General features: G+C 71.9%; 19 protein-coding genes. 2 read left to right on the top strand and 17 right to left on the bottom strand.

Annotated features, from left to right (window positions below; all coding sequences use genetic code 11):
• Positions 1-72: 72 nt before the first annotated feature.
• Together CV755_RS11735 and CV755_RS11730 are read right to left on the bottom strand one after the other, a co-directional pair.
• Positions 73-930, bottom strand: a complete 858-nt coding sequence (locus tag CV755_RS11735; protein WP_241561139.1) for a YceI family protein — start codon at positions 928-930, stop codon at positions 73-75.
• A 131-nt stretch (positions 931-1061) separates the two neighbouring features.
• On the bottom strand, positions 1062-1469 hold the full coding sequence (locus CV755_RS11730) for a hypothetical protein (RefSeq protein WP_241561138.1): 408 nt from the start codon (positions 1467-1469) through the stop codon (positions 1062-1064).
• 152 nt (positions 1470-1621) lie between these two features.
• On the opposite strand from CV755_RS11730, the gene CV755_RS11725 reads away from it, so the two are divergent.
• Positions 1622-2488 carry an alpha/beta fold hydrolase gene (locus CV755_RS11725; RefSeq protein ID WP_206608417.1) on the top strand — a complete coding sequence of 289 codons (867 nt, stop codon included), beginning with the start codon at positions 1622-1624 and terminating at the stop codon, positions 2486-2488.
• 6 nt (positions 2489-2494) lie between these two features.
• Here CV755_RS11725 and CV755_RS11720 read toward each other — a convergent pair whose 3' ends face one another.
• The 3 genes from CV755_RS11720 to CV755_RS11710 form a co-directional block, all read right to left on the bottom strand.
• On the bottom strand, positions 2495-4888 hold the full coding sequence (locus tag CV755_RS11720; protein WP_109280149.1) for a glycoside hydrolase family 65 protein: 2394 nt from the start codon (positions 4886-4888) through the stop codon (positions 2495-2497).
• Entirely contained in the window at positions 4885-5628 is a 744-nt protein-coding gene (locus CV755_RS11715) for an HAD family hydrolase (RefSeq protein ID WP_109280148.1), read from the bottom strand. Before CV755_RS11715 ends, CV755_RS11720 begins: the two co-directional genes overlap by 4 nt.
• A 113-nt stretch (positions 5629-5741) precedes the next feature.
• Complete coding sequence (locus CV755_RS11710) at positions 5742-6920, bottom strand: acyl-CoA dehydrogenase family protein (RefSeq protein ID WP_109280147.1); 1179 nt, start codon at positions 6918-6920, stop codon at positions 5742-5744.
• Positions 6921-7129: 209 nt separating this feature from the next.
• Here CV755_RS11710 and CV755_RS11705 point away from each other — a divergent pair, with 209 nt between their 5' ends.
• Entirely contained in the window at positions 7130-8320 is a 1191-nt protein-coding gene (locus CV755_RS11705; RefSeq protein WP_109280146.1) for a serine hydrolase domain-containing protein, read from the top strand.
• 19 nt (positions 8321-8339) lie between these two features.
• Here CV755_RS11705 and CV755_RS11700 read toward each other — a convergent pair whose 3' ends face one another.
• The 12 genes from CV755_RS11700 to CV755_RS11645 all read right to left on the bottom strand — a co-directional run bounded on the left by CV755_RS11700 (position 8340) and on the right by CV755_RS11645 (position 24920).
• A complete protein-coding gene (locus CV755_RS11700) occupies positions 8340-10199 on the bottom strand; it encodes a glycoside hydrolase family 15 protein (protein WP_109280145.1) in 1860 nt (619 codons plus the stop codon).
• Between the two features lie 125 nt (positions 10200-10324).
• Complete coding sequence (locus CV755_RS11695) at positions 10325-11770, bottom strand: glyceraldehyde-3-phosphate dehydrogenase (protein WP_109280144.1); 1446 nt, start codon at positions 11768-11770, stop codon at positions 10325-10327.
• A gap of 74 nt (positions 11771-11844) precedes the next feature.
• Positions 11845-13179, bottom strand: a complete 1335-nt coding sequence (locus tag CV755_RS11690; protein WP_109280143.1) for an MFS transporter — start codon at positions 13177-13179, stop codon at positions 11845-11847.
• Positions 13180-13187: 8 nt separating this feature from the next.
• Complete coding sequence (locus CV755_RS11685; protein ID WP_109280142.1) at positions 13188-14663, bottom strand: leucyl aminopeptidase family protein; 1476 nt, start codon at positions 14661-14663, stop codon at positions 13188-13190.
• 3 nt (positions 14664-14666) lie between these two features.
• Entirely contained in the window at positions 14667-15257 is a 591-nt protein-coding gene (locus CV755_RS11680) for a DUF2087 domain-containing protein (protein ID WP_422070538.1), read from the bottom strand.
• 61 nt (positions 15258-15318) lie between these two features.
• Positions 15319-17235 carry a RiPP maturation radical SAM C-methyltransferase gene (locus tag CV755_RS11675; protein WP_277751803.1) on the bottom strand — a complete coding sequence of 639 codons (1917 nt, stop codon included), beginning with the start codon at positions 17233-17235 and terminating at the stop codon, positions 15319-15321.
• Between the two features lie 7 nt (positions 17236-17242).
• Positions 17243-18424: a cytochrome P450 gene (locus tag CV755_RS11670; RefSeq protein ID WP_241561137.1), complete on the bottom strand. Its 1182-nt coding sequence runs from the start codon at positions 18422-18424 to the stop codon at positions 17243-17245.
• On the bottom strand, positions 18414-19808 hold the full coding sequence (locus CV755_RS11665; protein WP_109280140.1) for an amidohydrolase family protein: 1395 nt from the start codon (positions 19806-19808) through the stop codon (positions 18414-18416). Before CV755_RS11665 ends, CV755_RS11670 begins: the two co-directional genes overlap by 11 nt.
• Positions 19805-20590 carry an alpha/beta fold hydrolase gene (locus CV755_RS11660; protein ID WP_109280139.1) on the bottom strand — a complete coding sequence of 262 codons (786 nt, stop codon included), beginning with the start codon at positions 20588-20590 and terminating at the stop codon, positions 19805-19807. The genes CV755_RS11665 and CV755_RS11660 overlap by 4 nt, the downstream gene beginning before the upstream one ends.
• Positions 20580-22451, bottom strand: coding sequence for a RiPP maturation radical SAM C-methyltransferase (locus CV755_RS11655; RefSeq protein WP_109280138.1), 1872 nt, complete (start codon positions 22449-22451; stop codon positions 20580-20582). The genes CV755_RS11660 and CV755_RS11655 overlap by 11 nt, the downstream gene beginning before the upstream one ends.
• Complete coding sequence (locus tag CV755_RS11650) at positions 22448-23809, bottom strand: YcaO-like family protein (protein ID WP_241561136.1); 1362 nt, start codon at positions 23807-23809, stop codon at positions 22448-22450. Before CV755_RS11650 ends, CV755_RS11655 begins: the two co-directional genes overlap by 4 nt.
• Positions 23703-24920 carry a YcaO-like family protein gene (locus CV755_RS11645; protein ID WP_153068644.1) on the bottom strand — a complete coding sequence of 406 codons (1218 nt, stop codon included), beginning with the start codon at positions 24918-24920 and terminating at the stop codon, positions 23703-23705. Before CV755_RS11645 ends, CV755_RS11650 begins: the two co-directional genes overlap by 107 nt.
• Positions 24921-24950: the final 30 nt, after the last annotated feature.

The following is a 24950-nucleotide window of genomic DNA, read 5'->3' as shown; positions in this document are numbered from 1 at the left end:
GGCGTCCCACATCCACTCCGCAATCTGCGGCAGCCCCAGCGACCCCCGGCGGCCCGGTCGGCGAGTGCGGTGTCAGCGCGCGGGTGTGCCGCCCCCGGTCGGCTGGGCAATCTCCGGCACCGCCTGGATGTCCAGCTCCACCTTGATGGTGGCGCCGATCATCGCGATGCCACGCTGCAGCATCGAGCGCCAGTTGAGGGTGAAGTCCTCGCGGTGCAGCTCCGTACTGGCCGAACAGGCGGTGCGGGTCTCGCCCATGACGCCCGTGCCCATGCCCAGGTACCGGGCGTCCAAGGAGACATTCCGGTTGACGCCGTGCAGTTCGAGGACGCCCTGGACGCTCCACCGGGAGCCGCCGCGGTGGACGAAGCGCTCACTGAAGAACCGCATATGGGGGTAGCGGGCGGCATCCAGGAACTCGGGAGAGCGCAGGTGTTCATCGCGCATGGCGACTCCGGTGTCAATGCTGGCCGTCTCGATGGACACCTCCAGCCGTGACTGCTCCAGCCGCTCGGCGATCCACAGCTGCCCCTCAAAACGGTTGAAGCGGCCGTGTACTTCGGCCAGTCCGATATGCCGGGCGATAAAGCGCACGGCGGTGTGGTCGGGGTCGATGCGCCAGCGGCCCGGTGTGGGAGTGGCCGGGGGCGGGGCCGGGTCCAGGCCGATGGGCCGCAGGGCGGTACGGGCCTCGGAGGTGCACTCGAAGGGCCGGCGAACCGGCTGGAACCCCTCCGCCGTCACCACGGCGGTGTAGTCGCCGGGTGCCAGGGTGGCCGCGAACCTGCCATGCGGGTCGGTCTGCGCATGGACGACCTCGATGTCATTGCCGTCCCGGATGGACACCTCCGCCCGGTGCAGGGGCAGTTGCACGGGGTCCAGGACCAGGCAGTCAACGGCGCCCGCGCCGGATGGGATGGGTGCGCTCATCCGGCGAAGGCGGCTCTTGGGTCGGCGCGGCAGCGCGAAGGGCATCCCGAGGGGGCCTTTCTCTGAGAGGTCGTGCTAGGGCAAAAACCCTAAACACTTCCTTATCGAAAGGCAAAAACGCCCTTTGGGCTTCAATTGCCAGGCCCCTGGAGATCGGAGATCAGTTTGGTGGGCAGATCGCTCTGTACATCCAGGGTGGTCCGGGTGGCGTCCGGCCCCGTGCCCCAGGTGAGGACGACTCTGGTGAAGAGGTGGCCGGTGGCGGAGTTGTCATAGAACACCTCCCAGTGTGTGGGCACATCCTGGGCCCGCAGCACGCCATCGGCGTGGTTGGCCTCCTCCCAGACGGCGAGCCGCCGTTGGAGGTCCTGGGTGAGACAGGCGGACCGCAACCGGCCGGCCAGCGAACCGGTGCCGCCGGAGACGGCGTCGATATAGGCGCCATAGAAGTTGGCCACCCGGTCCACCGCGGAGTCCGGGCTGCCGCTCCGGACGGGGCTGTCCTTGGAAGGCATGGGCACCATCGCCTCGTTCGCCATGATTCCCCCTTGTATGCCGGAATTGGTTCCAGGGTATGGGCACCCACCGGACGGCGGAAGGCCCGGCGAGGGGCCGCCGGCGCACGTGCCTTCGACGGCCCAATGCGATGATGGTCCGCGGGAGTTGGCAGCGATCTCCAAGGGAGGCAGCCGTGCGGACGATCGAGCTACCGGCCGGGGTCATCGAGTACCAGGACGAGGGCTCGGGCCCGCCGGTGGTGCTGTTGCACGGACTGTTGATGGACCACACCGTGTGGGACCGGGTAATGCCGCTGCTCCCCCGGGAGTTCAGATACGTCCGCCCGGTGCTGCCCCTGGGAGCACACCGGCGGCCGATGCGGACGGGCGCCGATCTCTCCCTGCGCGGGCAGGTGCGGCTGGTCGCCGACTTCCTGGAGGCGCTCGGACTGGAGGAGATCACCCTGGTGCACAGCGACTGGGGCGGGGCGCTGTTCCTCACCGCCCATGGCTGGGACCAGCGGGTCGCCCGGCAGGTGATTCTCCCCTGCGAGGCCTTTGACAACTTCCCTCCGGGCCTGCCGGGCAGGATGCTGACGGTGGCCGTCCGGGTGCCCGGTGGACTGGGGTTCGCGGTACGCCAGTTGCGGATCGGGGCGCTGCGCCGGCTGCCGGTGCTGTTCGGCCTGATGGCCCGGCGGCCCCTCCCGGATGCGCTGGTGCGGCGCTGGACGGACCCCTTTCTGCGCATCCCCGGCGTCCGGCGCGATATGACCGCCTACTGTCACGGCCGGCTGGACAAGCGCCAACTCATCCAGGACACCGAGGCGTTGCGGCGCTTCACCGGGGAGGCGCTGGTGCTGTGGTCGCCGGACAACCGGGTGATGCCGCCCGCACATGGGCGACGGCTGGCCGAACTGCTGCCCGCCGGGCGCTATGCCGAAGTGCCGGGGGCCTATGTGCTGTCCATGCTGGACGAGCCCGAGGCCGTGGCACGGAAGATCGGCGCCTTCCTCACTTCCCCGGGAACCTCCTCCGGGACCCCTTCCGGGCCGCGGTAGCCGCGCTCAGCCATGGGCGACATGCCCGCTCTCGGCCTCCTCCCGCCTGGTGGCGCGGCGGCGGGCGGGGCTGCGGCCGGGAGGCTGTTCGGGCACGGGGCCGGCGGCCAGCTCGGGAACCTCCCGGGACTCGGGGGCCGCGGTGGAGACGGTCAATTGCTCACCACAGTGCCGGATTTCCAGGTCGGCACCCTCCAGCAGGGTGTAGGTGGCGGTGGTGCCGGTGATCTCCACCCGCAGCCGCCGGTCCCGGATCTGCACGGTGAAGGCGAGACGGCCCAGTTGTTCCGGCAGGCGGGGGGCGAAGGCCACCACCCCGCCGTCATGGTCGCGCATTCCGCCGAAGCCCATCACCAGGGCGAACCAGCTGCCGGCCAGGGAGGCGATATGAAGGCCGTCGCGGGTGTTCCCCTCCAGGTCGAACAGGTCCATCATGGCGGCTTCGCCCAAGTAGTCGTAGGCCAGCCGCAGATGGCCCACCTCGGCCGCCATGGTCGCCTGGGTGCAGGCGGACAGTGAGGAGTCGCGGACGGTCAGCTGCTCGTAGTAGGCGAAGTTGCGCGCCTTCTGTTCCAGGGTGAAGGCATCCCCGCGCAGCACCATGGCCAGGACCAGGTCCGCCTGTTTGACGACCTGTTTGCGGTAGAGGTCGAAGTAGGGGAAGTTGAGCATCAGCGGATACTGATCGTCATTGGTGCGGGCGAAGTCCCACACCTGGTGCCCGGTGAAGCCCGCGGACTGTTCATGCACCCCGAGTTCGGCGTTGTAGGGCAGGTTTATCCGCAGGGCCGCGTCCCGCCAGGCGGCGGTCTCCTCGTCGTCCACTCCCAGCGCACTGGCCACTTCGGGGTGCCGCTCCACGGCGGCGGCCGCGGCGCGCAGATTGTGCTGGGCCATCAGGTTGGTATAGAGGTTGTCATCCGAGATGGCGCTGTACTCATCCGGGCCGGTGACCCCGTCGATATGGAAGTCGCCATGGTGGTCGTGGTGGCCCAGGGAACGCCACAGCCGGGCGGTTTCCACCAGCAGCGGCAGTCCGACCTCCCGCTCGAAGGTGTCATCCGCGGTGGCGCCGACATAGCGCACCACGGCGTCGGCGATATCGGCGTTGACATGGAAGGCCGCCGTGCCGGCCGGCCAATAGGCGGAGCACTCATCGCCGTTGATGGTGCGCCAGGGGAACGCGGCGCCCTTCAGGCCGAGTTGGCGGGCGCGTTCCTGGGCGGCGGGCATGGTGCTGTGGCGCCAGCGCAGGGCCTGCTCCACCGCCTGGGGCGCGGTATAGGTGAGGACGGGCAGGACAAAGGACTCGGTGTCCCAGAAGCAGTGGCCGTCATAGCCCGGACCGGTCAGGCCCTTGGCAGGCAGGGCCCGGGCCTCTCCCCGGGCGCCGGCCTGCAGAACATGGAAGAGGGCGAAGCGCACCGCCTGCTGGATCTCCGCGTCGCCGTCCACCTCCACATCGGCGCGGGCCCAGAATTCGTCGAGGAACTGCCGCTGTTCGGCCAGCAGCCCCGCCCAGCCGGTGCTGGTGGCACCGGCCAGGGCGGCATCCACCTGGTCGTGCACGGCCGGCACCGAGCGCACCGCGGACCAGCCGTGGGCGACGAACTTCTCCACCCGCAGCCGCTGGCCGGAGGTGAGGCGCGAGGTGATGGTCAGCCGGCTGAGGTCGTCCACGGACTCGGCGGAGGTCTCGGTCTTCGGCGGGCCGTCCACCACATGGTCGGCCGACACCGCCACCTTGAGCTTGCTGCGGGCGGTGCAGTGCAGCAGCCGGATGCGGGAGCCCTGGGCGGCGTGCTGCTCGGGCAGCAGCGGGTCCTTCAGCTGGGCGGCGGTGCGGGGATCGCCGCCGTGGTCGGGCAGTTGCTCATTGGCCACCAGCTCGGACTGGATGACGATCCGGACATCGCCGTCCAGCGGCTCCACCTCATAGGCGATGGCGGCGATGGCGCGCTGGGTGAAGGAGACCAGCCGGGTGGAGCGCACCCGGACGCTGCGGCCGCTGGGCGAGGTCCACTCGGCCATGCGGTGCAGCAGTCCGGTGCGGAAGTCCAGGACCCGCTCATGCCGGTGCAGCCGGCCGTAGCGCAGATCGAAGGGCTCGTCATCGACCAGCAGCCGGATCAGTTTGCCGTTGGTGACATTGATGACCGTCTGGCCGGACTCCGGATAGCCGTAGCCGGCCTCGGCGTAGGGCAGCGGGCGGAACTCGAAGACACCGTTGAGGTAAGTGCCGGGCAGACCGTGCGGCTCGCCCTCGTCCAGGTTGCCGCGCCAGCCGACATGGCCGTTGGCGAGGGCGAAGACCGACTCGCTCTGGGAGAGCACATCGAGGTTGAGCTCCCGCTCGCGCAGGCACCAGGGCTCGACCACATAGGCGGGATGGGTAATCATGCGGATTCTCCCAGGAGTTGGGCGAGATCGGTGACCACGGCATCGGCGCCGTGTTTGCGCAGCGCGTCGGCCTGGCCGACCCGGTCCACTCCGACCACATAGCCGAAGTCCCCGGCGCGGCCGGCTTCCATCCCGGCCAGTGCGTCCTCGAAGACCGCGGCCTGGTGCGGGCCGGTGCCCAGGGCCTCGGCGGCGGCCAGGAAGGTGTCGGGGTGCGGTTTGCCCGGCAGGTGCCGTTCGGCGGCGACCACTCCGTCGATGCGTACCTCGAAGAGGTCCTCGATGCCCGCCGCGGCGAGCACCGCCTGGCAGTTGGCGCTGGAGGACACCACGGCCCGGCGCAGCCCGGCCTCCCGTACCGCCTTCACATAGCGCACCGAGCCGGGGAAGGCCCGCACCCCCACTTCCTTGATCTTCCGCAGGACCAGGGCGTTCTTGCGGTTGCCCAGACCCTGCACGGTGTCCAGCTCCGGAGGGTCGTCCTCGCTGCCCTCGGGGAGCCGGATGCCGCGGGAGCCGAGGAAGGAGCGCACCCCATCGGCCCTGGGCATTCCATCGACATAGAGGTCGTAGTCGGTGACCGGGTCGAAGGGCTGGAAGCCGGGCCCTTCCCGGCGGGCGAGGAAGGCGTCGAAGGTCTCCTTCCACGCGGCGGCGTGCACGGTGGCCGTGCTGGTCAGGACGCCGTCCAGGTCGAACAGGCAGGCTTGGATCGTGGAAGGCAGGCCGAGGGAGGTCACGGTTGTTCCCCTTTCCCTGGATCGCCCGGCCCGTGCCCGCGCCTGGGGCGAATCACTCGATCAGTGGCTGTCACCCCCCGCCTGCTACCCCGCCCACCGGCCGTCAACGCACGTCAGCCCATGGCCGGTTCTCCCGCCGCCTTGGCGCGCCCGGCGACCGCAAGCCCATAGTCCTGGGCGGCGGGCCCCAGCCGCAGGGCCGCGTGCGCGGTGGCGGTGTGCACATCCCGCCAGGCGCGCTGGAGTTCACCGGAGGCGTCGCCGGCATGGGTGCCGCCCGTTCTGAACAGCCGCTCCACCGCGGTGGTGATCATCTCGGCGGCCAGGGCGGCCTCGCAGCGGGCACGGGCGGTGAGCTCGGGGGTGACCACCGTCTCCCGGTCGGCGCGGCGGGTGCCCTGGCGCAGCAGCAGTGCGGCCGCGTCCAGCTCGGCGGTGGCGCGGGCCAGTGCCTCCCATATGGGCATGGCCAGGGCGGCCGGGCCCTCGGCCGCCCTGGCCGTGGCCTGGCCGGTCCACACCGCCAGCGCCCGGCGGGCGGCGCCCAGCGCCGGGGCGCACATCAGCTGCCCGGCGGCCAGCTCCGGGGGCACCGCATGGCAGCGGGCCCGGCCGGGGCGCATATCGCCGCGCAGCAGCAGGGGCAGTGAGAAGGCCCGGTGCTCGGGCACCTCGGCTCCGTCCAGGGCGATGTCATGGCTGCCGGTGCCGCGCAGCCCCACGCCGTTCCAGGGGGCGGCAATCCTGGCCTGCTGGCGTGGCAGGGCCAGCACCAGGGGGCCGTGCTGGGCCCCGCGCGGGTCGGGGGTGCTGACCAGCAGCCAGTCGGCGTGATCCACTCCGCTGGCGAACCGCCAGCGGCCGGTCACCCGCCAGCCTCCGGGCACTTTCCCGGCCTGGCCGGCCGGGGGCACCACGGTGGCCGCTATCCGGGTGTCGGGGCCCCGGGCCCATAGTTCACGCTGTCCCCGCTCGGGCAGTACGGCGGCGAATCTGCCGTGCCAGGCCCAGAGGGTGGCGCACCAGGCGGTGGACGGGCAGCTCTCGCCCAACTGGGCCGCGGCATCGAGGAGTTCGGTGAAGGTGCCTTCGGTGCCGCCCCAGCGGCGGGGGACGAAGTGCCGGGCGAATCCGGCCTCGGTGACGGCTGCCACCACGGCCGCGTCCAGCCGCGCCCGGGCATCGGCGGCCGCCGCGGCGGGCCGGGCCAGGGCGGCGGCCCTGGCGATGGCCGCGCCGAGACCGGGGGCGGCCGCTGATGGGGCGGGCTGGGTGGTGGCGTTGGCGTCCATGGCTGGTCACCGGTCTTTCATTTCCAGGGAATTGGCGGTGCGTTTGGTAATGCATTGGCAAAGATACCGCTTGCCAAGGACTCCATGGTGGTGCTGTCACCACCATGCTGAGGTGGCCCTGGGCCCATGGTTCCAAGCTCCCGGCGGTGATTGGCTCTTGGCCGCGGGGACGGATCCCGCCGCATCGGGCACAAGCCAGGGGAGAGACGATGAGCACGCAGGGACGAGCGGGGCGATGGGCGAGGACCGGCCGGATCGGGGCGGCGGCCCTGACCCTGGCCGCGGTCGCCTCGGGGGTGGCGCAGGCCCGGCCGGCCGGGAGCCCGGACGGCGGCCACAGCCGGGTTCTGGATGCGGACGTCCGCGCGGTGCGGGCGGCGGGCGGAGCGGTGGAGGTGCTGGCCGAGACCCGGACCGAGAAGGGCACCGCCCGCTCCCGTACCGGGGCCGGAGTGCCCTGGGACGCCCAGTTCCGTACCGCCAGCACCAGCAAGACCTTTGTCGCGGTCGTCGTCCTGCAGCTGGCGGCCGAGGGCCGGCTGTCCCTGGACGACACGGTGGAGAGATGGCTGCCCGGCCTGGTGCGCGGCCATGGCAATGACGGTTCCCGGATCACCGTGCGCGATCTGCTGCAACACACCAGCGGGCTGTTCGACTACGTCAGGGATCCCGAGGTGACCAAGGCCAAGACCGGGGACTTCGAGAAGATCCGCAATGACGCCACCCCCGCCGGGCAGTGGGTGGCGCTGGCGCTGCGGCACCCTCCGCTGTTCGTCCCCGACCACCGGCACCCGCGCTGGGCGTACTCCAACACCAACTATCTGCTGGCCGGGATGATCGCGGAGAAGGCGGGCGGCCTCGGCTGGCGGGAGCAGGTGGAGCACCGCATCATCGCGCCGCTGGGTCTGCGCCACACCTTTGTGCCGGGCACCAACCCGTTCCTGCCCGGCCCGCATGCGGCCGTGACCGTCAACACCCCCGCGGGAACGGTGGACTTCACCGAGCACAGTGTGCAGCACACCGCCGACTCCGGGGTGGTGAGCACCACCGGTGATCTGAACACCTTCTTCCGCGCCCTGCTGACCGGGCGGCTGCTGCCCAAGGCCCAACTGGCGGAAATGCAGCGCACGGTGGTGCGCACCGACGATCCCGAGGACCTGGCGGAGTGGCCCAGCGGCGGCTACGGTCTGGGGCTGCGCTGGACACCGCTGTCCTGCGGCGGCGGTTACTGGCACCACGAGGGGGACGGCCTGGGCTCGTACACCCGCACCGGTGTCACCGCGGACGGCCGGCGCACGGTGGCGGTGTCCATCACCAGCGCGGGGAGCATGCCGGATCTGGTCAAGCTCAATGGCGCGGCTCGCCAACTGGCGGACGACGCGCTGTGCGGACGGGATTAGGGGCGGGCGCCCATCGGGCTCAACTGCTGCCGCAGCGGCGGGCGATGGGGCCGCGGTGGGTGCCGACCGCCCGGTCCAGGTTGGTGGCGGCGCTGATCAGTGCGAGATGGGTGAACGCCTGCGGGAAGTTGCCCAGCGACTCACCGGCCGGGCCGATCTCCTCCGCATAGAGCCCCAGGTGGTTGGCGTGCGTAATCATCTTCTCGAAGACATAGCGGGCCTCGCCCACCCGGCCCGCCCGGGCCAGCGCCTCCACATACCAGAAGGAACACAGGTTGAAGGTGCCCTCCCCGCCGGGCAGTCCGTCAAAGCCCTCGCTCCGGTAGCGGTAGACCAGGCTGTCGCTGACCAGTTGCCGTTCCATGCCGCGCACCGTGGACAGGAACCGGGGGTCCTTGGGCCCGGCGAACTTCACCAGCGGCATGACCAGCAGTGAGGCGTCCAGTACGGAGCTGTCGGCGCTCTGTGTGTAGGCGCCCAGCTCCGGTACCCAGCAGGCGTCCTGGACATAGTGATAGGCCTCGGCGGCGGTGTCGCGCCAGCGCTCCACCGGGGCGGGCATGCCCCGGTGGCGGGCGATGCGCATGGCCCGTTCAAAGGCCACCCAGGTCATCAGGGCGGAGTAGGTGAAGCGCCGGGGCCCGCCACGGGTCTCCCAGATGCCGTCGTCCGGGTCCTCCCAGTGCTTCTCCAGCCACTCCAGCTGACGGGTCAGCGCCTCCCACAGCTCATAGGAGATGGGTTCGCCATATTTGTTGTACAGATACACCGAGTCCATCAGCTCGCCATGGATGTCCAGTTGGGTCTGCAGGACGGCTGCGTTGCCCACCCGCACCGGTTTGGCGCCCCGGTAGCCCTCCAGATGCTCCAGCACCGTCTCGGGCAGTTCGGAGCGGCCGTCGATGCCATAGAGCACCTGGAGTCCGGAGCCGGGCGGGACCTCCACACAGCGCTGGTGCAGCCAGTCGATAAAGGCGGCGGCCTCCTCGGTGAATCCCAGCCGCATCAGGGCGTAGAGGGTGAAGGCGGCGTCCCGGATCCAGGTGTAGCGGTAGTCCCAGTTGCGGCCGCCCTGGAAGGACTCCGGCAGCGAGGTGGTGGGCGCCGCCACCAGGGCGCCGGTGGGCTGGTACACCAGCAACTTCAGCACCAGCGCGGAGCGTTCGACCACCTCGCGGTAGCGGCCGCTGTACTTGGACTGCCGCAGCCAGCCGTCCCAGTAGCTCAGGGTACGGTCCAACAGCCGGTTGGCCTCGCCGAATTCAATGCGTCCGGGCTCGCCCTCCCACTGGGCGGAGAGCTCCAGGGTCTGCCCGGGTTCCAGGGTGACGGTGGCAGCGGCCGCCTCGCCGTCCGTGCTCAGCGGCACCGAGGAGCGCAGCGCCAGCGAGCCGGCCGTACTGCCGAACAGGGCGCCGGCGTCCGGCAGTACGGTCACCGTATGCGGGGTGCGCCCGTAGTCGAAGGCGGGGCGGCAGCGTACGTCCACCGTGGCCCGTCCGCGCAGCACCCGCATCTGGCGGATGATCTGCCGGGCGGCTCCGGCGGCGGAGGCCGGGTGGTCGGGGACCATGAAGTCATAGAGCTCGGCCACCGCGTGTTCGGCCAGGAAGCGGGTCAGCAGCACATTGGAGTCGGGCATATACATCTGCTTGGTGCGCTCGACATCCCGTACCGAGACCGAGAAGGACCCGCCGCGACGGGCGTCCAGCAGCCCGCCGAACACCGAGGGCGAGTCGAAGCGGGGCAGACAGCACCAGTCGATGGTGCCGTCCACGCCCACCAGGGCCACGGTGTGCAGATCGCCGATGATCCCGTGGTCCTCGATGGGCAGATAGCCGGCGGCGGCCGGCGGCGGGGCGGTGAGCTCGTGTTTCATCGCGCCCCCTCCCATACGGAGCGGCGGATGGGGCCCTTACCTCCCGTTATACCGCCGGGCCGCGGGGAGCGCCGCCGGCGGCGGGAGGGCGGGCGGCCGCCGCCCCGCCACCGGGGAGGCCGGGATCAGGCCACCGGCACCGGGAAGGTCGGGTACTCCACCCCGGAGACATGCTGGACGACCCGGATGACCTGGCAGGAGTAGCCGAACTCGTTGTCGTACCAGAGGTAGAGGATGGCGTTGTCGCCGTCCACCTTGGTGGCCCCGGCGTCCACGATCGAGGCGTGGCGGGAGCCGATGAAGTCGCTGGAGACCGCGTCGGGGGCGCTGATGAAGTCGATCTGGCGCTTGAGCGGCGAGGTCAGCGAGACATTGCGCAGATAGTCCAGGACCTCCTCGCGGGTGGTCTCGCGACCGAGCCGCAGGCTGAGGATGGCAATGGAGACATCCGGCACCGGCACCCGGATGGAGCTGCCGGTGATGGGCGCCTTGAGGTCGGGCAGCGCCTTGGCGACGGCGGAGGCGGCGCCGGTCTCGGTGATGACCATGTTCAGCGGCGCGGAGCGGCCGCGACGGTCGGAGCTGTGGTAATTGTCCAGCAGATTCTGGTCGTTGGTGAACGAGTGGACGGTCTCCACATGGCCGCGCAGTACGCCGTACTCGTCCGCCATCGCCTTCAGCGGCGGGACGATGGCATTGGTGGTGCAGGACGCGCAGGAGATGACCGTCTCGTCCGGCTTGATCATGTCGTGGTTGACGCCATGGACGACATTGGGGACGTCGCCCTTGCCCGGCGCGGTCAGTACGACCTTGGCGATGCCGGGGCGCAGGTGCTGGGACAGGCCCTCGCGGTCGCGCCACTTGCCGGTGTTGTCGATAAGGATGGCGTCCTTGATCCCGTACTCCGTGTAGTCCACCGAGGTGGGGTCGTCGGAGTAGATCACCGTGATCTCGTTGCCATTGGCGATGATCTTGTTGTTGGCCTCGTCCACGGTGATGGTGCCCTGGAACTGACCGTGGATGGAGTCACGGCGCAGCAGGGAGGCGCGCTTGACCAGGTCCTGGCCCTTGCCCTGGCGGACCACGATGGCGCGGAGCCGCAGGCCGTTGCCGGACCCGGCCTTCTCTATGAGCAGCCGGGCCAGCAGGCGGCCGATCCGGCCGAATCCGTAGAGGACGACATCGCGCGGCGCACAGCGCTCGATCTTGTTGGCACCCGTGGCGCCGGCCACGGCCGCGGCGGTGAACTCCGCCACCGGCAGGCCGCGGTCGTCGGCCTTGTACATGGCGGCGAGCATGCCGATGTCGATCTGGGACGGGCCCAGGTCGAGTGCGGTGAGGGCCTGGAGGAAGGGCATCGTCTCGGTGACCGAGAGCTCCTCACCGGCGATCTGCCGGGCGAAGCGGTGGGTCTTGAGGATGCTGACCACCGACTTGTTCACCAGGGAGCGGCTGTGGAGCAGGACGGTGACGTCTCGCTCCCGGTGCAGCTTCCCGATGATCGGGATCATCGACTCCGCGATCTCCTCGCGGTTCTTCCAGTTGGTGAACGTGTCCTCGTTGACAGTCACAGGTGCATCTCTTTCGAGCTAGGCGGCGCTCACATGCTAACCCCATGCGTTTTGGGCCCGGCAGGCGGTACCGCTCACTCCTCCGCCAGCCGCGGGCTGCGCACCCAGGGCCAGGCCACCGCGGTGGCCAGTGCCAGCAGGACACCGCTGAGCAGGAAGGGGGCGTGCAGGCCGAAGGCGTCGGCCAGCACTCCGGCCAGGGCGGCGCCCACCGGCATGGCGGCCAGGGCGACGGTGCGGTAACTGCTGGTCACCCGGCCCAGCATGTCCGCCGGGACCAGCCGCTGGCGCAGCGAGGCGGCCAGTACGTTCCACACCGCACCCCCCGCGCCGACCAGGGCGAGGACCCCCACGGCCACGGGTACCGAGGAGGTCAGCCCGGCGCAGATGAACCCCGCCGCCTGCGCCACCATGGAGCCGATCAGCGGGATCCGCACACCCAGGCGGCGGCGCGCCCGCGGCGCCAGGGCGGAGCCCAGGATTCCGCCGCCGGCCAGCGCGGCGAGCATCAGGCCGTAGCCGATGCCGCCCAGGTGCAGCACCTGGAGGGCGTAGAGGACCAGTACGGCCTCGGCGGCGGCCAGGGTGCCATTGGTCACCGCGACCATTGCGCACAGGGTGCGCAGCAGCCGGTGACGCCACAGCCAGCGCAGTCCCTCGGCGATGTCCTGCCGCACGGTGGTGGGCGCGGCCTTGGCTCGTACCCCGAAGGAGCCGCGCAGCGCAAAGATCAGCGCGGTGGCCACCAGGAAGCTCGCCGCGTCGGCGGCGACCGGGGCGGCGTGCGCCAGGCCGAACAGCGCCGCCCCCACGGGCGCCCCCACCAGGGTGGCCATCACCGTCTGGGCCGAGTACAGCCAGGCGTTGGCGCGCTCCAGCGCCTCCTTCTGCACCAGCATGGGGATGATGGCGCCGGCCGCGTTCTCGAAGAAGGTCTCGGCCACTCCCAGGCTGAAGGAGACCGCCGCCAGGGCCGCCACCGGGGCGTCCTGGAGGGTCAGCAGGAAGGCGAAGCCGCCGGTGAGCACACCCCGGGCCAGGTCCACGGTCCACATCAGCCGCCGGCGGTCCACCCGGTCGGCCACCGCGCCGGCCGGCAGCCCGAACAGCGGCCAGGGCAGATATCCGGCCACAAACACCAGGGAGACCGCCTCCGGGTCCCTGGTGACCCGGGCGGCGAGCAGCGGGAAGGCCACATAGCGGATGCCGTCTCCCAGGGTGGACAGCGTGGCGGCGGTCCACAGCAGCCAGAACGGCCTGCCGATCCTGGGGCGCGGACCGGCCGGTGCGCGCCCCTCGGGTTGCTCGTCCAGGTGCGATGGCCGCCCTTGTGCCTCGCTCATCTTCTTCCCATCCAGCCGGTCGTCCGCCGACGCCGCCGAACCGAACTCCGCATCAGAACCGCTCACGCCGTGCTCTAACCCGATCCGCCACCGGTTGGTTTCGCACCGGTTGGTCCCGGCTCCGGGGCCAGAAGTCGCAGCGTCTCGGCCAGCGTGCGCACCCCGAACCCGGTTCCGCCGCAGGGCGTCTCGTCATAGGGGCCCTCCTCATTGAAGGCGGCCGAGGAAATGTCCAGATGTGCCCAGGGCGTTCCCTTGGCCACGAACTCCCGTAGAAACAGGGCGGCTTGGACCGCGTCACCGGGGCGGTGGGAGCCATTGGCCCGGTCGGCCACCGCCGAGCGGAGCCACCGTGACTCGCCCGCCAGCAGGGGCAGCCGGCACAGCGTCTCCCCCGCCCGCCGCGCCGCGCCCAGCACCAGGGCGGCCAGGGCCTCGTCATCGGTGAACAGTGCCCCGGCCCGGGTGCCCAGGGCATGGGAGACCGCGGCGGTCAGCGTGGCCACATCGATCAGCACGGTGCAACGGCCGGGGCCGGGGCGGCAGGCATGGGCCAGCACATCGGCCAGCACCACCCGGCCCTCGTTGTCGGTGTCCACGATCTCGGTGGTGGTGCCGTCGGCCTGGCGCACCACGTCCCCCACCCGCAGCGCCCGGCCGCCGGGCATGTTCTCGGCCAGCGGCAGATAGCCGCGCACCCGTAGCGGCAGCCCCAGCCGGGGCAGGGCGGCCAGGGCACCGGCCACCGCCGCCGCCCCGCCCATGTCGGCCTTCATCGAACGCATCGCGGCGGCCGGTTTGAGGCACAGTCCGCCGGAGTCGAAGGTGATGCCCTTGCCGATCAGCCCGATCACCGGCCCGGTGGCGTCCGGGGGCCGGTAGTCCACTTCCACCAGCCGGGGCGGGCGTGCCGAGCCGGCGCCGACGGCCAGCAGTCCGCCGAGGCCCAGCCGGGTCAGGCCGGCCTCCTCATGGACGGTGCACTCCAGGCCCCGTTCCCCGGCCAGGGCCCGGATCCGGTGGGCGAACTCCTCCGGGCCGAGTTCGCCGGCCGGGCAGTTGACCAGGTCCCTGGCCAGGCAGGTGCCCGCGCAGACGGCCAGGGCCTCGGCGACGGCGGCGTCCTGGTCGGTGACCACGGCCAGCTCGGTCAGCGGGCCCGGCGTCCGGCCGGAGCGGTGGGCGTCATAGCGGTAGGCGGCCAGCGCGGCGCCCTCGGTCACCGCCCGGGCCCGGTCGGCGGCGGGCAGCGCGCTGTCGTCCGCCAGCGCCAGGTCCAGCCGGAGGGTGCGGGCCGGGCCGGCGTTGCGGACCGCGGCGGCGGCCGCCGCGCGGAAGGCGGCCATGGTCGCCGAACCGGCCGGTCCCAGGCCGATGTTGAGGGTGACCGAGCGGCCGTCGGCCGAGGGCTCGGCCACCACCTGGCCGGGACGGGCCAGAAAGCCGCGCCGCCGGCAGAAGGCGCTCACCGCCGCGGCCGAGTGCCAGGGCCGGGCCACCACATCGGCCGGCCAATGGGCCCTCGGCCGGACGGCCGCTATCCGGACCATGGCTCAGACGCGCTCATAGCGGGTGCCGGTGGCATCCCGGCGCAGCAGCCCCTCGTCGATCAGGGCGCGGCGCAGGCTCACCCAGTCGTCCAGCCACTCCCCGCACAGTGCGTTGACCTTGGCCTCGGAGTAGGTCTCGCCCGGCCGGAAGGAGTCGGCCACCACCCTCAGGACCCGGGCGCGCACGGCGTCGTCGCCGGGAATGGCGCGCAGCCGGCCCCGGCGGAAGTACGCTCCGGCGCCGTCGCCGCCCTCCTTGCCGGCCACTCGTTCCTCGGTGCGGATGGCCTTGCGGAAGACATTCTTGGTGACCTCATAGGTGTGGGCCCGGGCATCGGTGAGGGTGACCAGTCCGCTGTCGGTGAGGCGTTGCAGGGCTCCCGCGGCGGCCGGTGGTTTGAGGCGGGCGGCCTCGGCGACCTCCTTGACGGAGCGGGCGCCGAGGACCAGTGCGGCGAAGGCGGCGCACCGGTCGGGTTCGGCGAGGGCGCCCACCAGGTCGCCGCAGGAGGGCGGATGATCCTCGGGGGCGGCCCGCCCCGTCTCGTCCGCCGTGGGGTTGCTGCTCGGGGGAGGCACCTTGGTCACGGTCACAGGGATAACAGACACCGATGTCGTCTTTCCACTCATGCCGGGCGGGACGGGCGGCGTGCCCTCATATCCCGCGCCGCTCAGGGGAGATGGGGAAATGCGTTCGAGGGCGTCCGGGGGCGTTCCGGGCCGGGGGCGAGCGGTGTGCCGAGGGCTGTTGGCGGACGGCCAGGGCGATCACCTTGGTTCCCTCGGTGTACACCCACCGGCGCCGCCGCCACTCCTCGAGTACGGTCTCCAGTTCTCCTTTGTCCCAGCCCAGGGCCCACAGGTCGCGCAGCCGTGTCCCGCCGATGAGGGCGCGGAACAGCCGGGCCCGGTCTCCGGTCAGCCGGGTGTCCCGGGCCGGGAGGTCCGGGCGGCGGTCGCTGAGCAGCACGCTGTCGAAGCCCAACCGGTAGCCGAACCGGGCCTGTTGATGCCGGGTGCGCCAGAAGTTGACCCGGGCGGCCAGGCGTTGCCGCAGCCCGGGGTTGCGGGGGTCGTCGGTGAACTCGCCCTCGAAGTGATAGGCGATATCCCATAGATCCCGCTCCGGCAGCTTCGGGTAGGCGAACCGGTATCCGGGCAGCGGCCGCCGCAGGCGCAGGCCATAGGACTCGGGGGACTGGGTGTAAGGGCTGAAGCGGTCGAAGTGCACCGGCAGGATGTCGGTGTCCGGTGGTTCCAGGTGGGTGAGGGAGGTGATCAGATCGGTCTGGGCGGTGATCGAGGCCGGGGTCTCCCCGGGGAATCCGGTGAGGATGTTCCAGCCGGCCCGGACGCCGAACTCGGCGCAGCCCAGCAGGAACCGCAGGTTCTGGAAGGCGGTGGCGCCCTTCTTCAGCGCCCGCAGCGCCTCGGTGCTGAGGCTTTCGATGCCGGGCTGGACGGAGCGTACTCCGGCCCGGCGCAGCAGCCGGATGTCGGCCCATTCCATATTGGCCTTGACCTCGAAGAACAGTGAGTGGTCGGTGCCCAGCCGGGCCACCGGCGGCAGGGCGCTCTCCAGGTAGTCCAGGTCGAGGATGTTGTCCACCGCGAAGAAGTCCAGCACCCCATAGCGGGTCATGAGCTTTGACAGTTCGGCCGCCACGCTCTCCGGCGGCTTGCTGCGGTAGCGCATGGTGGAACCGTTGAGCCCGCAGAAGGTGCAGTGGGTGCGCTGTCCCCACCAGCAGCCCCGGGAGAACTCCACCGGCAGGGTCACCGCGGGCTCCAGCTCCGCCAGCCCGGAGTCCCGCAACTGCTCGAAGAAACCGTCGTAGTTGGGGGTGGGTATGTTCAGCCGGGGGCCGGGCGGCAGCCGGCCGCCCATTGCCGGGCCGGCGTCCCGGGTGATCAGACGGCCCTGGGAGACCAGCGGTTTCCCGGCCGCGACCTGCCGCAGCAGCGTGGTGAACGCCTCCTCCCCCGGCCCGTCCACCACCGCGTCCACCGCCGGGAAGTTGGCCAGCAGGGCGCGCCCCATGGGCCCTTCACAATTGCTGCCGCCCAGCACAATGGTCCCGGTGAACCCCTCCTCCCGCAGCCGCTCGGCCACCGCCAGCGTCGGACCGTTCTGGCTGAAGGTGGTGGTGAAGCCGATGACCTCCGGCGCCGGGCGGAGCAACGCGGCGGTGGTCTCGGTGACATGGCGCTCGGCCACCGCCCCCAGGGCATCGACCAGGCCGACGGCCTCCTCGCCGACGCCCCGGGAGCGCAGCAGGTCCAGATAGCCGGCGCGCTCGGTGGCGGTGCCCCGGCGGCAGGTGAAGATCCAGTCGCCGGCGGAGAAGTGGTAGAGGCGTTCGGAGACCAGCTCATAGGCCGCGTCCCAGTCCTCCGCGGCCAGGCCCAGAATCCGCCGGGCCAGGGCGTAGAAGTACAGATAGGCGTAGTGGGGTTCGGCCCGCCAGCCCTCGGCCTCGGCGACCGAGCGCAGGGTGCCGACCTGGATCGACGGCCGTGCGACGTTGTTCCACGGCATGGACACAAGGGCCACCCGGCCGGTGTCTGTCACGGGATCCTCACCAAATCAGCCTGAGATCATAGGAGTTGCGCAGGAACGGCGGCGCGGTGGAGTCCTGTTCCGGCGGCAGGGAGTAGCGGGGGATCAGGGCGTGCCACTCCTCCAGGGCGGTGAGGATCTGGGCGCGGGCCAGGGCGGCGCCCAGGCACTGGTGGGGGCCGGTGCCAAAGGCGATATGCGGATTGTGCTCCCGCTCGAAGTCCACCCGGCCGGGGTCGGGGAAGACATCCGGGTCGTGGTTGGCCAGGGCCAGCGGCAGCAGCACCGTCTCGCCGCGCCCGGTCACCGGGCAGGCTCCCTCGCGGGCCGTCATCCGGCCGGGATACATACAGGAGAAGGCCCTCAGGAACTCCTCCACGGCCGCCGGGCGTACGGCCTCGTCGGCGCTGAAGCGGCGCCGGTCCTCCGGATGGCAGGCCAGGTGCTGTACCGCGTTGGCCAGGTGGTTGACGGTGGAGTCGATGCCCGCCAGGAAGAGGACGCACAGCAGTGAGGTGCGGTCCTCGTCGGTGACCGGGCGGCCGCCCACCTTCCAGTCGAAGGTGGCGGTGACCAGGTCCTGGGCCGGTTTGTCACGGCGACGGGCGATCTGTTCGCGGGCGTACGCCTCCAGGGCGGGCAGGCCCGGCTCGGCGAGGAAGGCTTCGCGCGGGTCGGGCTCGGCACGGGCCGCGATCATCGCCCGGTCGATGGCCAGCAGCCGGTCCAGGCCGGACAGCGGCCAGCCCACGGCCGTCATCAGGTTCTCCAGGACATAGGGCCGGGCGAAGTCCTCGGAGAAGGACGCCTCGCCGTCCTTGCGCAGTGCGGCGATCCGGCGGCGGGCGTTCTGGCGGATCCATGGCGTCATCTCCCGCACCCGCTGGGGGGTGAACCAGGACGCCAGCAGCCGTCGCCACTCGGTGTGTTCGGGGCCGTCCACGGTCAGCGGGATCCACCGCTCGGCGTCGGCCCCCTCGGCGGCGCTGACCCGGCCGACGGTGAAGTCCGCCTCGTTGCGGAAGGCCCGGCAGATTCCGGTGTAGGTTGTCAACACCCAGAATCCGCCGCCGTGTTCACTGCGGAACACGCCGTCCCGGGCGTGCTCGGCGGCCGCCCGCCGGTATTCCTCGGGGGCGTTGAAGAAGTCGAAGTCCACCGGCCGTACCGGGTCGGTGTCGGTCCTGGGATCAGCTCGCACTGGTTACCTCCCTCTTGGGTGGCGCACCGGCCACCACCGCATCGAGCCGGCCCCGGGGCCAGTCGGCCGGTTCCAGTCCGGCGTCCGCCAGCCGCAGGGCCCACAGCCGGTCCAGGTCGGCGCCGTCCAGCAGGACACCGTCCACCAGCACCGCGTCCGGACGGGCCAGGTCCGCCACCTCGGCCGGCAGCCGCCGGTAGAGGACCAGGTCCGCCGGGTCCCGCTCGTCCGGGCGCAGGGCCTGATGGGCCGCCGTGGTGGCCGCGGTGAGGATGGCGGCCAGGCCGAGCCCCGCCCGGGACAGCTCGGCCAGTTCCTTGTGGAAGGAGGGCCCGGCGACCACAAAGGGGTTTCCGCAGTCGGTGCCCACCAGCAGCCGCGCCCCGTTCTCGGCGAGCACCCGTACCAACCGGCCCAGCCGGTCCACCAGTTCACCGCGCTCCCGCGCCACCGCCTCGGTGGTGCCCAGCGCTTCCCGGGCGGCGGCGCCCCAGGCCCGGCGGCGCCCGCCGGCCGCCGTCCGCAGCGCCGCCGCCGAGGGGCGGGTGTACCGCCGCTCCCCGGTACGGGCCCGCCAGGCGGTCAGGGTCGGGCATACCCAGCACCCTGCGAACTGCTTTGCCAGCGTGTCCAGTTGGGTCTCGCGCCGGTCCAGGGCCTTGGCGAGGGCGGGCCACCTGGCCGCCGGGGGCAGCCGGAAGACATTGGGCACCAGGCCGTACAGATGCTCGGTGGACCACATCTCCCGCAGCGCCACCGCCAGCGGCACCCGCTCCGGGACATGCCCGACGACCGGCAGGCCGACCCGCCGCGCGGCCCCGATGAGAGCGGTGAACTCCGGCTCCGCCAGATCGTCATAGATCTTGATCCCGTCGAAGCCGAAGGCGAGGGCCTCGTTGACCACATGCCGCACCGCACGCGGCCCGTCCACCACGGTGACCGCGGCGGGCACCCGGGAGCCCGGCCCGTCCACCACCCCGCTCGCCACCCATGGCCGGGGCAGTACGGCGTGCCGGGCCCGGTGGACCCCGGCCGCATAGCGGTGTGCGGGCTCGCCCCACATCTGGCGGTAGCCGGTCACCCCGTACACCAGCAGCCCGGCCTGGTCGGCGGCCGAGGACACATGGGCGTGCGCGTCCACCAGGCCCGGCAGGGCGTACCACCGGCAGGCCGCCGCGGGCCCCCGTTTGACGATCCGGCCGTCGGCCACCTCCAGATCACAGGGCCGCGCCACCCGGCCGGTGCGCACATCGACCAGCCCTACCGCGGGCAGCAGATGGTCCCGGCGCCGCCCGGCCAGTTCCTCCAGGACGGTGACCAGTGGATCGCCCGCGGGCAGCAGGCCGGTGCGATAGCTCCACAGGGCGTCCTCCAGCCCGGTCATCCGGCCTCCTCCGGCACCCCGGCCAGCTGTCCGGCCGCCTCGGCCAGCCGGTGGGCGGCGCGGATCCGCGAGGGCGCCCCCACCAGATGGAGCCGGGCGCCCAGCCGCCGTTCACCGGCCCGGAAGTCCGCCAGGCCGGGATCCTGGTCCGCGGTGACCAGGACCAGTTCCTGGCCGGGGCGGCAGGGCGGTACGGCCTGTCCGGAGCCGTACCTCAACCCCCTGGTGGCCGCGGCCAGTTCGGGGAGGTCGGCCCGTTCGCAGGCGTCGGTCATCCAGCGCGGCGCTCCGGCCGCCGTGAAGTGGTCGCGCAGATAGGCCCGGCCGCCGGGCCCCTCGATGGCGGCGGCCTCGGCCTCCACCGCCTCCTCGGGCAGGGCGACTTCCTCGGCGTGGGCGCAGAAGGAGACGGCCCGCGCCACCCTGGCGTCGGCGGCGGCGGTCAGCAGGGCGATCCGGCCGCCGAAGTAGAGCCCGAAGAGGCTGTACCGCTCGCGGGGAAAGGCGTCCAGCACGGCCCGGACATCCGCCACACAGTGCTCCACCGCGTGCCGCCGGGCGCTGCCGACGCGCTCGCTCCCGCCCCGTCCGCGCAGGTCCAGGGCGAGCACTTCCATTCCGGCCAGTTCCCCGAGAAATCCCGATTCCAGCCACACCCCGGTGTCCATGGCGACGCCGTGCACCAGGACGGCCGTAGGGCCCGGCCCTGGGCGGCGAAAGCCCCGCAGCAGGGCGCCGTCGGCGGAGACCACCGTAAAGGGGTCCAGGGTGTCAGCCCGCATCACGGCCTCCCAGCTCGGCCGCCCGGCCCAGTTCGTCGAACCTGCTGTCGCGCACGGCCAGCACCAGCCCGCGCGGGCCCTCCAGATGGACCCAGCCGGCCGCGGCCCATTCCTCCAGCGTCCCGGCGGCCCTTGGCTCTCCCGTCCGCTCCAGCGCCCGGCTCACCCGCCCGCCATGGATCAGTGAACGGAACAACTCGCTTTCCCAGCCCCGCAGTACCCGCCGCCCCACCCCCACCTGGGGGCGCAGATCCTGGACGACCGTCAGGTCCGGGCCGAACCGGTAGTCCAGCCGGGACTGGCCGTGCAGCTTCTTCCACAGCCCCACCCGGGCGCCCAGCCGGCGGCGCAGCCCGGTCAGTTCCGCAGGGTCGGCCTGTTCCGCCGTCTCGCGGTGAGCGAAGGAATAGGCCAGTGCCGCCCGGTCCACGCCCGTACCGGGGTGGATGAAGCGGTATTTCTCCTCGGGGCCGGTGAGCTGGATGCCGAACTCCCCGGGCCGCTCGAAATACGGGCTGTAGCGGTCCACCCGGACCTTGCTGACCGTGGACGGCGGCGCCAGATGGGTGATGAAGGGGATGAGCCTCAGCTGCTCCTGGAGCATGGCCGGTGTCTCGCCGGGCATGGCGGACAGCAGGTTCCACTGGGCGTCGATGCCCAGCTCCCGGCACAGCACCAGAAAGCGCAGATTGTGAAAGCCGGTGGCGCCCTTGCGCAGCAGCTTGAGCGCACCGCTGCTGAGGCTTTCGATGCCCGGCTGCACCATGGTCACCCCCGCCGACCGCAGCACCCCCAGCTCCTTGGCGCCCAGGTTGGCCTTGACCTCGAAGAAGGTGGTGATATCGACCTCGGCCGCGGCCAGTTCGGCCAGCCCGTTGTCGTCCCTGGCCAGGATGGTGTCCACCGCATAGGTGTCGAAGACGCCATGCCGCTCGGTCAAGGTGCGTACGGTTTCCAGGAGTTGGCGCCCCGGGCGGCTGCGGTAGGGCATCGCGCTGCCGTTCTCACCGCAGAAGGTGCACTGCAGCTTCTCGCCCCACCAGCAGCCCCGGGACATCTGGAAGGGCAGCGCCACCTCGGGCTCGATCAGCCCGCGCCAGGACAGGCGGCGCAGCCGGTCGAAGTAGGCGTCGTAGCGGGGCACCGGGGCGGCGTCCAGGGTCTGGTTCACCGGCGGGCAGGTCACCGGCTTCTCGCCGTCCCGCCGGACCAGGCCCGGTGCCGGGCCCAGTTCGCCCGGGTCCGCCGCGGCTTCCAGCGCCGCCATGGCCGCCTCGCCCTCTCCCTGGACCACCGCGTCCACAAAGGGGTGGGCCCGCATCACCGCCTCGCCCATGGGGCGGTCGCAGTTGGCGCCGCCCAGGAACACATAACGGTCGGGGGCCCGCTCCTTGACCGCCCTGGCCAGGGCGAGGGCGGGGACCAACTGGCTGAAGGAGGTGGTGAATCCAAAGCCCCGGGCGCCGGTGGCCACCAGCTGGTCCGCGAAGGCGGCCGTGAACCGCACCGCCGCCTCGCGCAGGGCCAGCACACAGCTCACCAGCTCGGCGGCCACCCCGCGACCGCGGAGGAAGGCCGCGTACTCCGCGCGTACCGCGCTCTCCTCGGTGCCCTCGGCGGGCGGCAGCGCTCCCCCGAAGATCCAGTCCCCCACGCCGAGGCCGTACAGTTCCTCGCCGATGGTGTCATAGACGGGGACGAACCGGGCGGGGTCCCAGTCCAGCGCCTGGATGGCGAACTCGCACCAGTCCAAGTAGGCGTATTCACAGGTGGTTTGCCCGCCGGCCGCAGCCAGGGTGGCGATCTGGATCGAGGGCCGGTACAGGCTGTTCCACGGCGGTGCCACCAGGACGAGCCTCATCGCCGGTCACTCCCCCGCGGGGGCAGCGCCCCGGCCAGCCGCCCGGTGGGCAGCACCGGGTATCCGGAGCGCGCCTTGTCCAGCATCTCCAGTCCGGGGGCGACCACATCCACCACCACAATGGAGCCGGGCCGGGTGAGCACCCGGTAGTGGGCCTCCACACCGATGCCGCGCAGCCGCTCCACCAGATGGCTCAGCAGCCATTCGGGCGGCGCGGTGGCCGGCAGCCCCTCCGCCGTCTCGAACGGACAGGGTTCCTGAGGCAGTTGATGGATGTCAAAGCGGGCGGCGGCCAGATGGCGGGGGTAGCGGGCCAGAGCGGTGACGATCTGCCGGGCCTCGCGTTCCTGATCCACCGGGCCGTGCCGGAGCATGGTGCGCACCTGGAGGTATTCCAGCAGGGCCCGTTGCAGCGCATAGCCGGGCACCGGGGAGGCGCCGCTGCCGATGGCCCGTACTTCCTCGTGGCGTACGGCGTCGCACACCACATAGGCGGGGACTCGGGTATCGCAGACGATCGAGGCGATCAGTACCGTGGAGCCGGTCAACTCCTCCACCTGCCCGGTGAGTTCACCCAGTTCGCCGGGCAGCCCCTCGCGCTCGACGACCCGCAGTGCGCCCGTGCCGTCCGCCCCGAAGTAGCACCTGGCCAGCTGGCAGGACCAGGCATCCCGCTCCACCAACTCGCCCAGGGCGTGCACCAGTGCCTCGCAGAGGGTGCTGCCGGCCGCGTGCCCGGCGCTGGAGGTGTAGTGCCACAGCGGCCGGAAGGCGCCGTTGTCCAAGGGGTGCGGCCAGTTGCGGTAGCCCCCGTCCCGCAGGAACACCGGATGCAGGTGCGGCTCGGCGGCCCCGGCCGCCGCCTGCCCGGCGGCTTCGGCCACCGGACGGTAGGCACGGGTGAGCACCGGCGCTTCGGGCAGGATGCCGCCCAGGCGCTTGAGCAGCGCGGAGTTCCGTGCGGTGGCCCGGCGGGCGATCTCGGCGCCGGGCAGGAAGGCGGCGTCGGCGGCGTGCGCGTCCCGGCGCCAGTCCAGGTGGTAGTGCTCGGCGCTCTCGAACAGGGCGCTGGCCAGGCTGCGCTGCCCCAGCCCCTTGCCCGAACTGCGCGAGCACAGGCGCCCGTCCGCGTCCTTGAGCCGCACCTCATAGGTGGGGGTGTCCTCGGGACCGTAGCGGCGGATGTCGGGGGTCAGCCGCTCACCGGCCAGCCAGTCGCCGATGGCGGCCAGGGCGTCCCCGAGGGGGGTCTCACGTTCCGGCGGGACGTCCTTGTGCGCGGTGGCGTCCGGCGGGAGGGGAGTCAGCGGGTGGGTGGTCGGCGAGTGGGTGGTCAGCGGATAGGCGTGCTCGGTCAAGGACCTTCCTCACTTCCTTGGTGTCGAAGACCGGGACGCCGGAGCGGACGAGTCCCAGCAGGGGCTGTGGCCGGGACACCACATGCGCGAAGTGCAGACGCTCCGCACGGATGCCGGGGCCGGACAGGTCGATGGCGCCGTGGTCGGCCCAGACGGCGATGGACCGCGCGGTGAGCTCGGGCAGCGGGGACGGGCGGGGGACGGAGCCCGGCGGCACCTCGGCCGCGGCAGGGGCGAGGTGCAGCGTCACACAGCGTCTGAGCAGCGGCCAGCGGTCGAATCGCCGGACGAAGAGCCGTTCGTCGGCACCGGCGCTCCGGTTGGCGCGCCATAGCGCCTCGGCCTGGGCCAGTTCCAGCAGGGCGCGGTCGGTGGCCTCGGCGGTGGTGGGCGCGGAGCCCAGACCGGTGGCGGGCATGACCCTGCCGGGGTGCCGGGCCAGGGCCAGCACGGTGGGTGTGCGGGTGGCGAAGGCGATGGGGATGAGCTCGGCGCCCGCCCCTTCGCCGACCGTTTCCCCGCCCCCTTCGCCTGCCCCTTCGCCGGCCGCTTCCGCCGGGCGCGGACCGGTCAGGCTCCGGTAGAGAAACGCTCCGTAGTTCAGCAGCTCGGTGAGTTCGAAGAGCGCTCGGCGCAGTGCCAGGGCCGGGTCCGGGGCCACCGCCCAGCCGACCGTGCTGGACAGGCGCGCCTGCCCCGGTGCCAGCACCGCCGACCGCAGTTCCAGGTCGGCGACCCAGGGGGAGGACCAGTACATCGGCACCGGCTCGGTGGCCTCGCCGGTCAGCGAGTGGTACCAGCGCATCCGGCACCCCCCGGGGATGGTGCGCACCCCGCCGGACAGCGGGGAGCGCACCGCACCGGAGCCCGCCCGGGCCACCGGGGGCCGGGCGGAGAGGGCGAACGGGCTGCAGGCCAGCAGGCGCTCCACCGCCTCGGACAGGGCCTTGCGCCGGGCGAGGGCCATGGTTTCGCCCGTCCCGTACCCATCGGCCTGTGCTCCGCCCGAGGCGGCGACCAGGGTGCACCGGACGGTCACCGTCCGGCTCGATGGGTAGGAGCGGTAGCAGGCCCCCCGCAGGGCGCATCGGACCGCCGGTGTCTGAGCCATCTGCCCGCGTTCCCGGTTCTCAGGTGCCGT

The sequence above is a fragment of the Streptomyces orinoci genome, assembly GCF_003121295.1.
Classification (GTDB): domain Bacteria; phylum Actinomycetota; class Actinomycetes; order Streptomycetales; family Streptomycetaceae; genus Streptomyces; species Streptomyces orinoci.
This window is presented reverse-complemented; position numbering and strand designations above follow the sequence as displayed.